The 13,914-nt window shown below is 72.0% G+C and carries 13 protein-coding genes; 1 reads left to right on the forward strand and 12 read right to left on the reverse strand.

Going from position 1 to position 13,914, the window contains the following annotated elements:
• Positions 1 to 309: 309 nt before the first annotated feature.
• The 12 genes from ABT186_RS14495 to ABT186_RS14550 all read right to left on the reverse strand — a co-directional run bounded on the left by ABT186_RS14495 (position 310) and on the right by ABT186_RS14550 (position 12,483).
• Positions 310 to 1,278, reverse strand: a complete 969-nt coding sequence (locus tag ABT186_RS14495) for an alpha/beta hydrolase (RefSeq protein ID WP_351223045.1) — start codon at positions 1,276 to 1,278, stop codon at positions 310 to 312.
• Positions 1,279 to 1,427: 149 nt separating this feature from the next.
• A complete protein-coding gene (kynU, locus tag ABT186_RS14500) occupies positions 1,428 to 2,648 on the reverse strand; it encodes a kynureninase (RefSeq protein ID WP_351223043.1) in 1,221 nt (406 codons plus the stop codon).
• Positions 2,641 to 3,498 carry a tryptophan 2,3-dioxygenase family protein gene (locus ABT186_RS14505; protein WP_351223041.1) on the reverse strand — a complete coding sequence of 286 codons (858 nt, stop codon included), beginning with the start codon at positions 3,496 to 3,498 and terminating at the stop codon, positions 2,641 to 2,643. The genes kynU and ABT186_RS14505 overlap by 8 nt, the downstream gene beginning before the upstream one ends.
• Positions 3,499 to 3,661: 163 nt before the next feature.
• A complete protein-coding gene (locus tag ABT186_RS14510; RefSeq protein WP_351223039.1) occupies positions 3,662 to 4,075 on the reverse strand; it encodes a DUF3151 domain-containing protein in 414 nt (137 codons plus the stop codon).
• Positions 4,076 to 4,151: 76 nt separating this feature from the next.
• A complete protein-coding gene (locus tag ABT186_RS14515; RefSeq protein ID WP_351223037.1) occupies positions 4,152 to 5,672 on the reverse strand; it encodes an MFS transporter in 1,521 nt (506 codons plus the stop codon).
• A 101-nt stretch (positions 5,673 to 5,773) separates the two neighbouring features.
• Entirely contained in the window at positions 5,774 to 6,805 is a 1,032-nt protein-coding gene (gene fbaA / locus ABT186_RS14520) for a class II fructose-bisphosphate aldolase (RefSeq protein WP_351223035.1), read from the reverse strand.
• Between the two features lie 149 nt (positions 6,806 to 6,954).
• The gene (pyrE, locus tag ABT186_RS14525) at positions 6,955 to 7,503 is read right to left on the reverse strand and encodes an orotate phosphoribosyltransferase (RefSeq protein ID WP_351925248.1); all 549 of its coding nucleotides are present in this window, start codon (positions 7,501 to 7,503) and stop codon (positions 6,955 to 6,957) included.
• 23 nt (positions 7,504 to 7,526) lie between these two features.
• On the reverse strand, positions 7,527 to 8,315 hold the full coding sequence (locus tag ABT186_RS14530; protein WP_351223031.1) for an aldose epimerase family protein: 789 nt from the start codon (positions 8,313 to 8,315) through the stop codon (positions 7,527 to 7,529).
• Positions 8,316 to 8,380: 65 nt separating this feature from the next.
• On the reverse strand, positions 8,381 to 9,292 hold the full coding sequence (locus ABT186_RS14535; protein WP_351925250.1) for an SRPBCC domain-containing protein: 912 nt from the start codon (positions 9,290 to 9,292) through the stop codon (positions 8,381 to 8,383).
• A 78-nt stretch (positions 9,293 to 9,370) separates the two neighbouring features.
• Entirely contained in the window at positions 9,371 to 11,005 is a 1,635-nt protein-coding gene (locus ABT186_RS14540) for a polyamine aminopropyltransferase (protein WP_351223027.1), read from the reverse strand.
• 103 nt (positions 11,006 to 11,108) lie between these two features.
• A complete protein-coding gene (locus ABT186_RS14545; RefSeq protein WP_351223025.1) occupies positions 11,109 to 11,666 on the reverse strand; it encodes a DUF2617 family protein in 558 nt (185 codons plus the stop codon).
• Positions 11,667 to 12,159: 493 nt separating this feature from the next.
• A complete protein-coding gene (locus ABT186_RS14550) occupies positions 12,160 to 12,483 on the reverse strand; it encodes a hypothetical protein (RefSeq protein ID WP_351223023.1) in 324 nt (107 codons plus the stop codon).
• A 131-nt stretch (positions 12,484 to 12,614) separates the two neighbouring features.
• Here ABT186_RS14550 and ABT186_RS14555 point away from each other — a divergent pair, with 131 nt between their 5' ends.
• On the forward strand, positions 12,615 to 13,832 hold the full coding sequence (locus ABT186_RS14555; RefSeq protein WP_351223021.1) for a pyridoxal phosphate-dependent aminotransferase: 1,218 nt from the start codon (positions 12,615 to 12,617) through the stop codon (positions 13,830 to 13,832).
• Positions 13,833 to 13,914 lie beyond the last annotated feature (82 nt).

Genomic DNA, 13,914 nt, shown 5'->3' on the forward strand with positions numbered 1-13,914 from the left:
CCGCCAGCCCGATCAACACCGTCAGCCCGATCGGCTCTCTCGCCCCGCCGGGCACCCCCGGCAGAACCGCCGCTCATCCCCGCCCCGACCGTCCGGCCTGCCTCGCCCGCCCCGTCCGCGTACATCACCGCGGCCGTCCGGCTCCCCCGGAACTCCATGTCGCCCCCGTCCTCCCCTTCCGCCCGACCGCCCATCGGGCCGTCGTGGAAAGGAAGTTACGGAGCGTGACTCGTCGTCCGCGTCATGCCAGGGAGCTCACCTCGCAGGTAGCTCTCAGGTACTACGGGTATGACCGGGGAGCCTCCGGGACTACCACGCCAGTTGAGCGATCTCCTCCGCGACCACCGCGCACGCGTCCGCGGCCGGATCGATCAGGGGGAAGTGACCGACGTCCTCGAGGAGCGTGAGGCCCACGACCTCGCCCGCCCGCGCCGCCGCCTCCGCGTACGACTCGGCGACGGCCTGGGGGACCACGATGTCCGTGCGGCCCTGGACGAGGGTCGTGGCGATGCCGGTGGGCAGCAGGAGAGCCGGGTCCGCGTACGGCCGACGCTCGGCGAACGGGCCTTTTCCGCCGAGGAGTTGGACCGCAGCGTCCCCGCACACCTCCAGCTTCTCGGCGGCGTGGAAGTCCGCGATCGGGGCGAGCGCCACGACACCGCGCAGCGGGGCCGGGCGGTCCGTGCGCCACGGGGCGTCCGGTGGAAGGACGTGGCGGGCCGCGGCCCACAACGCGAGGTGGCCGCCCGCCGAGTGGCCGGTGATCACCATGCGGCGCGCGTCGGCCTGCGGCAGCATCTCGCGCACAAGCGCAGGAAGAGCGTCGAACGCGGCCGCGACGTCGTCGAACGTGTCCGGCCACCGGCCCGCCACCGGCGTCGTACCACCGCCCCCGCCCGCATCCGGGCTCGCGGCCCCGGCGGCCTGGGACGGGATGAGCGCGCCCCGGCGGTACTCGACGTTGGCCACGGCGAAGCCCCGGCGGGCCAGGAAGTCCGCGAACGGGGTGACGTGCCGGCGGTCGTACGGAGCCCGCCACGCGCCGCCGTGCAGGATGACGACGAGAGGCGCGGCATCCGTCGCGCCGGCCGGCTCGGCCTCGCGCGGCACATAGAAGTCGATCACCTGATCGGGGTGATCGCCGTACGCGGCGGTGGCGTCGGGCTCCACCGGCGGGTGCGAGAAGGCGGACGCCTGCTCCGCGGCGTCGCGGACGGCTGCGGCACGCGCGGCGTCGTCCGGTTCTGCGGCATCGCGGGGGGCGGCGTCGTCCGGCATGTTCCAACCTCTCGGCGGCGAAACGTTATTCGTACGCGACGGCCGGAAGATGATCGGCCGTTGGCGGGGACGGTATCAGGCGGGTGACGTGCGCCGGGACGGACCGGGGGAGGCCGCGCAACCCGGCGCACGGGGTGCCCGCTGCTATGTCAGCACACGGTCTCCGCCAGCACCCGCGCCGCGCGCTCCACGTCCGCGAAGCCCACGTACAGCGGCGTGAACCCGAAGCGCAGCACGTCCGGCGCGCGGAAGTCGCCGACCACGCCGCCCTCGATCAGACGCTTCATCACATCACCTGCGTCCTCACAGCGCAGCGCGACCTGGCTCCCGCGCTGCTCGTGGGCCACCGGGGTCAGTGACTCCACCCGGCCCGCGGGGACGTACGCACCGACGCACTCCAGGAAGAAGTCCGTCAGGGCGAGCGACTTGGCACGCACCGCGTCGATCGAGACGCCGTCCCAGACCTCCAGTGCCGCCTCCAGGGCGAGCATGGACAGGATGTCCGGGGTGCCGACGCGACCGCGCAGCGCGCCCGGCGCCGGTTCGTAGTCCGTCCGCATGCCGAAGGGCTCCGCGTGCGAGTTCCAGCCCGGCAGCGGGGAGTCGAAGCGGTCCTGCAGCGACCGCCGTACGTACAGGTACGCCGGTGAGCCCGGGCCCCCGTTGAGGTACTTGTACGTGCAGCCGACCGCCAGATCGACCCCGTGCTCGTCCAGGCCGACCGGCAGCGCGCCCGCGCTGTGGCACAGGTCCCAGACGGCGTACGCGCCCGCCGCGTGCACGGCGGCCGTCAGACCGGGCAGGTCGTGCAGGCGGCCCGTGCGGTAGTCGACGTGGTTCAGCAGCACCGCCGCCGTACGGTCGGACAGGACGTCCGGCACCTCGGCCGGAACGACCGGCCGGAGTGTGCAGCCGGTCATCCTCGCCGCCGACGCGGCGATGTACCCGTCCGTCGGGAACGTCGTCGCGTCGACCACGATCTCGTCCCGGCCGTTCCCGTCCTCGGCGGCCATGCGCACGGCCGCCACCAGTGCCTTGAACACATTGACGCTGGTCGAGTCGCCCACCACGACCTGCCCGGACGCCGCCCCGACCAGCGGGGCGATGCGGTCGCCGATCCGTTCCGGCGCCGTCCACCAGCCGCTCTCGTCCCAGGAGCGGATCCGGAGCGATCCCCACTGCCTGCGGACGACGTCCTCCACCCGGCCCGGTACGACGGCCGGAAGGGCGCCCAGTGAGTTCCCGTCCAGATAGATGTCCGCGGCGCCGACCGCATGATCGGACACGGTGTCGAGCACGAACTTCGCGCGCACCCCGGCCAGCTCGTCGGCCGCGTCCAGCTGCCCTGCCCTCACCCTCAGCTCAGACATGGGACCTCGCCGTCCACAGCTCGGGGAACACGCTCTTCTGCGCCCGCTTCTCCAGCCAGGCCACCCCGGCGGAGCCGCCCGTGCCGGGCTTGGCGCCCATCGCGCGCCGGGTGGCCACCAGGTGGTCGTTGCGCCAGCGCCACACCAGTTCCCCCACATCGGTCAACGCCTCGCCCAGCCGGGCGAGTTCGTCCGTGGAATCCCCGGAGTAGAGGGCGGCCCACACCGCCTCCACGTCCTCCGACGGCTCGTACCTGTGGGAGACGTCCCGTCCCAGCACGGCGTCCGGGACAGCGTGCCCGCGCCGGGCGAGCAGCCGCAGCACCTCGTCGTACAGGCTCGGCTCGTGCAGCGCCTTCTCCAGTTCGGCGTGGACGCGCGGTGCGCCCCGGTGGGGAACCAGCATCGACGCGGACTTCTCGCCGAGCAGGAACTCCATGCGGCGGTACATCGCCGACTGGAAGCCGGAGCCCTCGCCGAGGGCGGAGCGGTAGGAGTTGAACTGGGCGGGCGTCAGCTGGGCGAGGGGCCGCCAGGACGCGTTCAGCGCCTCCAGTTCCCGTACGGACCTCTTCAGCGCGTCGATCGCCACCGGCACCCGGTCCTCGCGCAGGGCGCGCGCCGCGGTCTCCCACTCGTGGACGATCACCGTGAACCACAGCTCCATCACCTGGGTCGTGACCAGGAAGACCATCTCTCCGGGGTCGTCGGAGAGGGTGTGCTGGAGGTGGGTGAGCACATCCGCCTTGACGTAGTCCTCGTACGGCGTCGTGCCCTGGAAGTCGAGATGCGGGGTCTCGGGCTCATGAGCCTCATGGGATTGAGGGGTCTGGTGAGCCTGTTGGGACATCGCTGTCTCCTGTTGTACTCCGGGTAGCGGTCCGCCCCTGCCGATGCCGGCACGGGGGCCCCGGTCCCCACCCGGAATCCTGCGCAATGATGCCCGGACACCGCAAGGCCCGCCCGGTCACAGGCGGGCCTTGGCACTCTTCAGGACCAGTCGACGACAGGACTCAGCCGAGCGTCTGGGCCGCCGTCGGCGAGGAGTCCTTCAGGAACTGGCTGCAGCGCTCGTACTCCTCCTGCTCGCCGATGCCCTGCGCGGCACGCGCGAGGGCGTGCAGGGCACGCAGGAATCCGCGGTTGGGCTCGTGCTCCCAGGGCACGGGGCCGTGGCCCTTCCAGCCGTTGCGGCGCAGGGCGTCCAGACCGCGGTGGTAGCCCGTACGGGCGTAGGCGTACGACTCGACGACCGCGCCCCGCTCGAACGCGTCGTCGGCCAGCTGGGCCCACGCGAGCGAGGAGGCGGGGTGCTTGGCGGCGACGTCGGCGGGCGCCACGCCGTTGGCGAGGAGCTCCCTCGGCTCCGGGTCGTCGGGGAGATGCGTCGGGGGCGGGCCCCCGAGGAGGTTCTCGTGGATCGTCATGGGTTCCAGTGTGAGGCATTGCCCTTGATCGACAACGGTGGTGTCCAGACGATACGAGAGCAGCGGCGCGCCCTCGTCACGACACCTGGTCGGTGTCTGAGGCCGTGGACCCGGGCCCGGGCCCGGACTCGGGCTCGGGCTCCAACGGCGGGGACGTCACACAGCCGTGCGTGCGGCATTCGGGGTGGAGGCAGTCCGGCGCCGGACGGCGAACGGTCGCGAAGGCGAGCGCCGCCCCGGCCACCAGGACACCCGCGCACAGCGGCATCGCCCGGCGGAAGGCGGCGTCGAACGCGTCCGCCGAACGGTACGCCTCCGGGCCCATCCCGGTGAGCAGCGGCAGCGCGGCCACGGCGATCAGGCCGGCGGCGCGGGCCGCCGCGTTGTTGATGCCGCTGGCAAGGCCCGCCCGCCCGGTGTCCACCGAGGCGAGCACGGTGGCGGTCAGCGGGGCGACCAGGGTGACCATGCCCGCGCCCATGACCAGCAGGGCGGGCAGGACGTCGACGGCGTACGAGGCGCCCTTGCCGACGCGCAGCATCAGCAGCAGGCCCGCCGCGCACAGCAGCGGGCCGACCGTGAGCGGGATGCGCGGGCCGATGCGCTCGGCGAGGGCGCCCGAGCGGGACGAGAAGAGGAGCATGAGGGCGGTCGTGGGCAGCAGGGCCGTACCGGCCTGGAGTGCCGAGTAGCCCGCCACCACCTGGAGCTGGAGGGCGGTGAGGAAGAAGAACCCGCCGAAGGCCGCATAGACGCAGAGGGTCACCAGGTTGACCGCCGTGAACTGGCGGGACCTGAAGATGTCGAGCGGCATCATCGGGTCGGCGCGGTGCTTCTCGACATACACGAAGGCGATGCCCGCGAGCACGCCCGCGACCGCCGTCAGGGCCACGGCCACGGAGCCATGCCCGGCCTCGATGAGCGCGTACGTCACCAGGGCGAGGGACAGGGCCCCGAGGGCGGCGCCGAGAACGTCGAAGCGGCCGTGGGCGCGGCTGTCGGACGATTCCGGTACGTGCCGGACGGCGATGGGCGCGCAGAGCAGGGCCAGCGGGACGTTGAGGAGGAAGACCCAGCGCCAGCCCGGACCGTCCACCAGCCACCCGCCGAGGAACGGGCCGACGGCGGCACCGATGCCGCCGAAGCCGGACCACAGGCCGACCGCCCGTGCGCGGTCGTCCGGGTGGAACGACGCCTGGATGAGCGCGAGCGAGCCGGGGGTGAGCAAGGCGCCGCCGATGCCCTGCAGGGCGCGGGCGGCGATCAGCACGCCGGAGGTGGGGGCGAGGCCGCACAGGAGCGAGGCGGTCGCGAACCAGACGACTCCGATGACGAAGACCTTGCGGCGGCCGAAGTGGTCGCCGAGTGAGCCGCCGAGGAGGATCAGACCGGCGAGCGTGACCATGTACGCGTTGACGGTCCACTGGAGAGCGGCGAGGCTCGCGTTGAGATCGCGGCCGATATGGGGGAGGGCGACGTTGACCACGGTCGAGTCCAGCAGAACCATGCTGGAGCCGAGCACGGTCGTCAGGAGGATCCACTTCCCCTGCGGGGAGCTCATCCTGACGGCGGGGGCCCTCAGTGCGGAGACGGCCATGGAGGGATCATCCCCCCTTGGCCGCGCACAAGCCAGGTGTACCCCGGGGGTACGACGAGCCCGGCGCCGCAGGTGGCGCCGGGCTCGTCGGCCACGCCCGGTTACTTGATCTTCGTGCCGGTCGACCGGAGGTTGCCGCAGGCCTCGACGACGCGCTTGGCCATCGACGCCTCCGCCAGCTTGCCCCAGGTGCGCGGGTCGTAGGTCTTCTTGGAGCCGACCTCGCCGTCGACCTTCAGGACGCCGTCGTAGTTCTTCAACATGTGGTCGGCCACCGGACGCGTGAAGGCGTACTGGGTGTCCGTGTCGATGTTCATCTTGACCACGCCGTTCTCCAGCGCGGTCCGGATCTCCTCCTCGGTGGAGCCGGAGCCGCCGTGGAAGACGAAGTTGAACGGCTTGCTGCCGGCCGTCAGGCCGAACTTGGCGGCGACGCCGTCGTTCAGCTCCTTCAGCAGGTCGGGGCGCAGGACGACGTTGCCCGGCTTGTACACGCCGTGCACGTTGCCGAACGAGGCGGCCAGCAGGTAGCGGCCCTTGTCGCCGAGGCCCAGCGCCTCCGCCGTGCGGATCGCGTCGTCGACCGTGGTGTAGAGGGAGTCGTTGATCTCGTGGGAGACGCCGTCCTCCTCGCCGCCGGTCGGGGTGATCTCCACCTCGAGGATGATCCTCGCGGCGCGGGCGCGCTCCAGCAGCTCCTGGGCGATCTTCAGGTTGTCGGCGAGGGTCTCCGCGGAGCCGTCCCACATGTGGGACTGGAACAGCGGGTTCTCGCCACGGGCCACGCGCTCCTCGGAGATCGCGAGCAGCGGACGTACATAGCCGTCGAGCTTGTCCTTCGGGCAGTGGTCCGTGTGCAGGGCGACGTTGACCGGGTACTTCTCGGCGACGATGTGCGCGAATTCGGCCAGGGCCACGGAGCCGGTGACCATGTCCTTGCTGTACTGGCCGCCCAGGAACTCGGCGCCACCCGTCGAGATCTGGACGATGCCGTCGCTCTCGGCCTCCGCGAAGCCGCGCAGCGCAGCGTGCAGGGTCTGGGTCGAGGTCACGTTGATGGCCGGGTAGGCGAACTTGCCTGCCTTCGCCCGGTCGAGCATCTCGTTGTAGACCTCGGGGGTTGCGATGGGCATCTGTCCGCTCCTTGTATGTGCGGGTTGCGTACTGCTCTGCTTAGGGCCCTGACCTAGGGTGCGACGTCATCGTCGTCCCCATCTTTCCAGACTTGACCCGATGCTCGGTGCTGGCGTCTCGGCCTGTGGATAACTCCTTCGGGAGCCCGTCAGTCCAGGCCCAGCTCGTCCTTCGAGTACGCGAAGAGGTAGGGGACCCCGGCGCCCTCCTGGATCTTCTCGGCCGCGCCCGTGGCCCGGTCGACGATCGTCGCGACGGCGACCACCTCGGCCCCGGCCTCGCGCACCGCCTCGACCGCGGTGAGCGGGGAGCCACCGGTGGTGGAGGTGTCCTCGACGACCAGGACCCGGCGGCCCTTGATCTCCGGACCCTCCACGCGCCGCTGCAGACCGTGCGCCTTCGCGGCCTTGCGGACGACGAAGGCGTCCAGCTTCTTCCCCCGTGCGGCGGCCGCGTGCAGCATGGCGGCCGCGACCGGGTCCGCGCCCATCGTGAGCCCGCCGACCGCGTCGAAGTCCAGGTCGGCGGTCAGGTCCAGCAGCACCTGGCCGACGAGCGGGGCGGCCTCGCCGTCGAGGGTGATGCGGCGCAGGTCGACGTAGTAGTCGGCCTCCAGGCCCGAGGAGAGGGTCACCTTGCCGTGCACCACGGCCTTGTCCTTGATCTGCTGCAGCAGCGCGCCACGTACGTCACTCATACGAGTCAGCTTAAGGGTGACGCTCACAGGCGACGCCAGGTCCAGGTGGTCGTGGCCTCCAGCGGCTCGATGGGCGTGACCAGGCGCGGGAGGGTGTTGAGGCCGTTCGGCGGCCCGGTCTGCGGCTCCACGCACACCGCCTCCTGCTGCTCGTCGTAGACCACCACCCACTCCTCGCGGCTGGCGACCTTCAGCTCCAGCCGCTCCGGCCAGGTGAGGGTGACGTCGACGCCGCCGGGCATGCCGAAACAGTCGTCCCAGGGGCCGGGCTTCGGGTCGATGCGGTTCCCGGTGGGCAGATGGTCGTCGCCGCGCTCCTCCTGCCAGGCCGGGCTGAAGTCGATGCGTACGTCCTCGCCGTCCAGGGTGCGGTTGAACCAGGGGTGCCAGCCGATCTGGGCCGGGAACGAGGAGTCGTACGTCTCCACGGACATGGTGAGCGAGAGGGAGTCCCCCGTGAGCGCGGCGAGCTGGGTGACGCGGCCGGCATAGGGCCAGGGGGCGACCAGGTCGTAGGTGAGGACGGCCTCGGTCCGGTCGGCGCGGGCCACGCGCCAGGCGCCGTCGCGGGCGGTGCCGTGGATGGCGTGCGGCGGAGCGTTGAGGGGCATCTGCTGGACCGTGCCACCGTCACGGAACCTGCCGTCCCGGATCCGCCCGCACCAGGGGACCATGGGGAAGCATCCGAACCGCTCGCCCTGGCGCAGCAGCTCGGCACCGCCCACACGCAGACTCTTCACGCGCCCGCCGTTCGCCGGCGCCAGCACGACTTCCGCGTCTCCCGCGGCCAACGTGATCTCGTCGTTACTCACGAGGCCGACCCTACTGGGCCGATCAGGAGGACGTACGACGGCGCAGGTGCGCCCCGCTCCGCGGGTCAGCGGCGGCGGCGCAGCAGCCGGCCCGCCACGATCGCCGACGCCACGATCAGGGCCGCCGCCGGGGCCGCCCAGCGCAGGGTCGCGGTGGCCGTCACGGTCTCCGGGGCGGGGACGGGGGCGTAGCGGCCGCGCGGGGGCGCGTGGTCGACCTCCTCGGCGCTACGGCCGATCATCGTGCGGCGGGCGTGTGCCGCCTCCGCGGGAGGTTCGCCCTCGTCACCGAAGCCGCCGGTGCCGGATGCGAGGTCGTCGTCGGGCTCGTCATCGTCGGGTTCGTCATCGTCGGCGAAGGGGTCGAGGGACGACGGGGGGACGTCGGTTTCGTGGACCGAGGAGGTGGGGGGTTCGGGCTCGCCGGACGGCTCGGAAGGCTCTTCCGGCGCCTCTCGCTCCATTGACGGCTCGTCAGATACCTTGATCGAGGCACCATCTGACGTCGGCTCAACATCCTTGGCCGCAGCCGCCTCAGCTCCGCCCTCGGCCTCGGACGCCCCCTCCCTCAGGTTCTCCGCGAACCGCCCCAGCAGCCGTGTCCCGGCCGACGCCACCGTGTCCCCGGGCAGTTCGGCGATCCGGCCGTCGCCGGTGGCCGTACCCGAGAACGCGACCGTCGTACCCCCCTGGGCCGGGAGCAGGCGCAGGGACAGGGACAGCTTCACCGTGCCCGTGCCGCGGGCCTCCGTAGCCTCGCCCTCCACCATGTACGAGCCGTCGTCCTGGCCCGTGACCCGCAGGCTGCCACGGTAGGTGATCGTGTGGCCGCCGACGCGTACCTTCAGGCGGCCGGCGACGGGCTCTGTGCCCGCGTCCTGCTGGAGCCCGGGGATCGCGCGCGCCACCCGGACGGGATCGGCCAGCGCCTCGCTGATCCGCTCGGCAGGAACCGGAACGAACACCTCATGCTCCATATCAGCCGAGCCTACCCAGCACGGCCCGCACCGCACCCCCGCATCACGGGATTCGCACGGCCCGGGAGCCAGGAGTCGTCAGTTCGTGTACCGCGGGTGCACCAGCGTCGACGGCGGCAGGTCCCGCACCCGGGTGCGCACCGCGGCGCGCGCGTCCGCCCGCAGGGCCGCCCGGGTCAGCATGCACAGGCCCGGCTCGCGCGGGTCCAGGGTCAGGGCCGGGCGGGTACGGGCGGCGAGCACGAACCCCCAGTCGCGCGGGGCCCGGGACGCGCCCGCCCAGGAGCCGGAGGAGGGCCGGTCGACGCGGTACGGGACCGTACGCAGACCGGCCGCCCGTATCGTGGCCTCGACGGTCCAGAAGACGCGCGGGTGCGTGATCACCGGACCCGCGTGCACCACCAGCCGGCCATCGGCCGCCAGGACCCGGCGGGCCAGGCCGTAGAACTCCAGCGAGTACAGCTTCGTGCTCGCCGTGATACCGGGGTCGGGGAGGTCGGCGATCACCACGTCGTACGTCCGCCGCGTGTGCCGGAGCCAGCAGAACGTGTCCGCCGTACGGACGTGGACGCGCGGATCCGCGAAGGCGTGGCCGTTCAGTGCGGACAGGGCGGGGTCGCGGCGGGCCAGCCGGACCACAGCGGAGTCCGGTTCGATCACATCGACCCGTCCCACTCCGGGGTGCCGCAGCACCTCGCGCGCCGCGAGGCCGTCGCCGCCGCCGAGGATGAGCACGCGCGCGTGCGGGCCGCCGCTCAGCGCGGGGTGCACGAGCGCCTCGTGATAGAGGCGCTCGTCGCGGCCGCTCAGCCGCAGTCGGCCGTCGACGAACAGATCCAGCGGGCGGCCGTGGGTGCCGCCGGTCAGCACCACCTCCTGGACGCCGGTGCGCAGGGCGACCCGTACGTCACCGCCGTACACCGCCTGGCGTGCCGCCCGTTCGAAGTCGTCGACCAGGACGGCCGCCGTGGCGAGCACGCCCAGCACGACGATGTTGGCGATCAGGAGCAGCCGGCGTCCACGACGGGACAGATCCCGCCGGAACAGACCGAGGACGAGGGCGCCTCCCGCGACCGCGTTGACCGCGCCGGTGAGCAGGGCGCCCGTCAGCTGGCCGAGCTGCGGGAGCAGAAGAAAGGGGAAGGCGAGACCGCCGACCAGCGCGCCCACGTAGTCCGCCGCGAACAGGTCCGCGACCGCGCGGCCCGCGTCCTGGCGGCGGATGCGCTGGATCAGCTCCATCAGGAGCGGTACCTCGGCGCCGATGAGCAGGCCGATGGCGAGGGAGAAGGCGACCAGCAGGCTGTGCGGGCCGCCCGACCAGACACCGCCCCAGCCGCCGGTCCAGGCGAAGACCGCATACAGGGCCATGGCGCTGCAGCCGCCGATGAGCGCGAGCGCCGCCTCCACCGCACCGAATCCGGCCGCGGCACGGCAGCGCAGCCGCTTGGCGGCAAGCGAACCGATGCCCATCGCGAAGACCATCACCGAGAGCACGACCGAGGCCTGGGTGACCGAGTCGCCGGTCAAGTACGAGGCCAGAGCGACGAGTTCGAGCTCGTAGACGAGTCCGCAGGCCGCGCAGACGAACACGCCGGCCAGGACGAGGAACCGTCCGATGCCGGGGCGTACGGGCAGCCGCGCCTGGCCCTGGCCGGCCGCGCCCCAGGAGGGTGGGGCGCCGGGTGGTGCGGGCGCGTGCGGTTCGATCACGGTGGGAACGCTACGTCACGGTTGCGCAGGGTTTTGTCACCCACACGTGTGGAACTGCCTGGTTGGGCGGCACCCACGCACGGCATGACCGTCCTGTTCGTACTCACACCCCCGACGGGCTCAATTGCGTCTCATCGGTGTCGAGTTGTGCCGTCGGCTCCCGCACTCCCACTCGCGTCCGGGTCGCGACCAACTGGCCGTCCTGCGGGTATGCGTGCCACGTGCGCCAGTGGACCTGGCCCTCGTGGCGCTGGGCCAACATCGCGGTGAACGCGTGCGGGCTGCCCGGGAAGACGCCCGCCAGGCCGTTGGGGTGGTCGGAGACCAGGGCCAGCAGCTCCTGGGCCCGGCCCGCGAACGACCGCGGGGACAGGACCTCGACCCGGGCCGCGAACTCGTACTCCCAGTCGCCCACTCGCTTGGCGACACCCAGCGGCAGGGGCGTGCTGGAGCCCGCGATGCACGCCACCGTTTCCGAACAGGTGCCCCGCTCCTCCTCCAGAAGCACCTGGTGGGACGCGCCGAGGAGTCTCAACTGGAGCTGAGCACCGGCGAGTTCCAGGTCGAGTGTGGCGAGTGCGGGCAGCGGCTCGCGGCCCAGGGTCCAGGCGAGGTCGGCCGCGCGCGTGTCGGTATAGGAGGTATTCAGGGTCGTGAGCATGGATCGGCTCCGCTAGCACGCAAAAGAGGGAGGGGTTACGGCACACCCCGGTCAGGCACCGGGAGTTCGGCCGGCTCAGCCAGTCGGGCACGCCGTCCGGGTCGGCCCGGACGGGCAGAACGCCTGCGGGACGGATGTCCGCAGGTCGTCCGAGGGCTGCGTTGGTGGTTGAGAGGGAATCATGAACTGTGGCGCCGCAACACAGTTTTTACCCAAGTTCGTAGGGTTTCCATCCCACCGAGGGCCCCACAGCGCAACTGTTCAACTACGGCGTACGCCGGGAGCGTCGAAAACAACGCCGTATGCGCCCCTGCGCCTATGTCATAGGCGCGCGTCCAGCGCATAACACCGTCCGAATGCGCCCCCGCGCTCCCCCGGTCGAGGGATGTGCCGAGTGATGCCGGTGACAGGCCGAGTGCCCGCCGGAATACCTTCCCGGCGGGCACTCGGCGCACCCGGATGCGTTTCCCCCGCGGAGCTCGGCTGCCCCGTGTCAGCTGCCTCCGCCGCATCCGCCCCCGCCACAGGACGACCCGCAGGACGAGTGACCCCCGCAGGAGTGGCCCCCGCCGCAGGAGTGGTGGCCGCCCGAGTGGTGCCCGCCCGACGACGAACCGCCGTCGCTCCCGGCCCACCAGCTGCCCCCGTCGCCACTGCTGCCGCTGTTTCCTCTGCTGCTGCGGCTGCGTCCGCCGGCCGAGCCGCTGTGTGCGCGACCGGGCCGGTAGCGCTTGGTGTACCTCTTTCTGCGGGCCCCGGCCACGAGCGCCCCGACGAACAGGACTCCTATGACCGTCAGGATGATGCCGATCACCATGGCGTCACCCTCCTTTCGAATCCCCCGAAGCGACCCCCCGTGGGTCCCTCTGTGTTCTTGCGTGAACGGGGGATGCCCCCGCGTCCCGGCCGTCAAAGCAGAGTTGAGGAAGTCCAGAGCTTCGGCGCAGGATGGCGGCCATGACCTCCAGCGCGCGCCCTTTCCTCAACCGCCGGCTCGCCGAGTTCGGGACGACGATCTTCGCCGAGATGTCGGCCCTCGCGGTGAGCACCGGATCCATCAACCTCGGCCAGGGCTTCCCCGACACCGACGGCCCCGAGGAGATCCGTGAGGCCGCGGTGCGGGCGCTGCGTGACGGGCACGGCAACCAGTACCCGCCGGGCCCCGGAATCCCAGAGCTGCGCGCCGCGATCGCCGCGCACCAGCAGCGGCGGTACGGGCTCGCGTACGACCCCGGCACCGAGGTCCTCGTCACGGCGGGCGCGACCGAGGCGATCGCCGCGACCCTGCTGGCGCTGCTCGAACCCGGCGACGAGGTGATCGCCCTGGAGCCGTACTACGACTCGTACGCCGCCTGCATCGCGATGGCGGGCGGCAGGCGCGTGCCGGTCACGCTGCGAGCACACTGCGAAGAAGGCGCGGAGGGCGCCGAGGGCGCCACGTTCCGGCTCGACCTCGACGAGCTGCGCGAAGCCGTCACCGACCGCACCCGGCTGCTGCTGATCAACACCCCGCACAACCCGACCGGCACCGTGCTCACCCGCGAGGAGCTGCGGGCGATCGCCGACCTCGCCGTCGAGCGCGACCTGCTCGTCGTCACCGACGAGGTGTACGAGCACCTGGTCTTCGAGGACGCCGAGCACGTGCCGCTGGCGACCCTGCCCGGCATGCGTGAGCGTACGGTCACCATCGGCTCGGCCGGCAAGACGTTCTCCTTCACGGGGTGGAAGGTCGGCTGGGTGACCGCCACGCCCGGGCTCGTCACGGCGGTGCGCTCGGCCAAGCAGTTCCTGACGTACGTGTCGTCGGGGCCGTTCCAGTACGCCGTCGCCGAGGCGCTCGCGCTCCCGGACACGTACTTCGAGGCGTTCCGCGCGGATATGCGGGCCAAGCGGGATCTGCTCGCGGCCGGGCTCACGGAGACGGGCTTCAAGGTGTTCCGGCCCTCGGGCACGTACTTCATCACCACCGACATCCGCCCCCTCGGCGAGAGCGACGGCGTCGCCTTCTGCCGCGCACTGCCGGAGCGAGCGGGGGTCGTCGCCATCCCGAACGCGGTCTTCTACGACCACCGCGAGGCCGGTGCCCCGTTCGTGCGCTTCGCCTTCTGCAAACGCACGGAGGTTCTGGAGGAGGCGGTCCAGCGGCTGAAGAAGTCGGCGGGCTGAGGCCGCCGAACGGACGCCTGGACGAACCCCGGCGGACGCCGGAAGAGCCCCGAACGGACGCCGGAAGAACCCCCGAACGGAC

The organism is Streptomyces sp. NPDC001634, assembly GCF_040298185.1.
Lineage (GTDB): Bacteria > Actinomycetota > Actinomycetes > Streptomycetales > Streptomycetaceae > Streptomyces.

Coding starts and splice junctions, on each gene's coding strand:
- kynU (WP_351223043.1), bottom strand. CDS start 2,648: ATGTCTGAGCTGAGGGTGAGGGCAGGGCAGCTGGACGCGGCCGACGAG.
- ABT186_RS14555 (WP_351223021.1), top strand. CDS start 12,615: ATGGCGGCCATGACCTCCAGCGCGCGCCCTTTCCTCAACCGCCGGCTC.
- ABT186_RS14510 (WP_351223039.1), bottom strand. CDS start 4,075: ATGACGATCCACGAGAACCTCCTCGGGGGCCCGCCCCCGACGCATCTC.
- ABT186_RS14495 (WP_351223045.1), bottom strand. CDS start 1,278: ATGCCGGACGACGCCGCCCCCCGCGATGCCGCAGAACCGGACGACGCC.
- ABT186_RS14545 (WP_351223025.1), bottom strand. CDS start 11,666: ATGCTCACGACCCTGAATACCTCCTATACCGACACGCGCGCGGCCGAC.
- fbaA (WP_351223035.1), bottom strand. CDS start 6,805: ATGCCCATCGCAACCCCCGAGGTCTACAACGAGATGCTCGACCGGGCG.
- ABT186_RS14505 (WP_351223041.1), bottom strand. CDS start 3,498: ATGTCCCAACAGGCTCACCAGACCCCTCAATCCCATGAGGCTCATGAG.
- ABT186_RS14535 (WP_351925250.1), bottom strand. CDS start 9,292: ATGGAGCATGAGGTGTTCGTTCCGGTTCCTGCCGAGCGGATCAGCGAG.
- ABT186_RS14550 (WP_351223023.1), bottom strand. CDS start 12,483: ATGGTGATCGGCATCATCCTGACGGTCATAGGAGTCCTGTTCGTCGGG.
- pyrE (WP_351925248.1), bottom strand. CDS start 7,503: ATGAGTGACGTACGTGGCGCGCTGCTGCAGCAGATCAAGGACAAGGCC.
- ABT186_RS14515 (WP_351223037.1), bottom strand. CDS start 5,672: ATGGCCGTCTCCGCACTGAGGGCCCCCGCCGTCAGGATGAGCTCCCCG.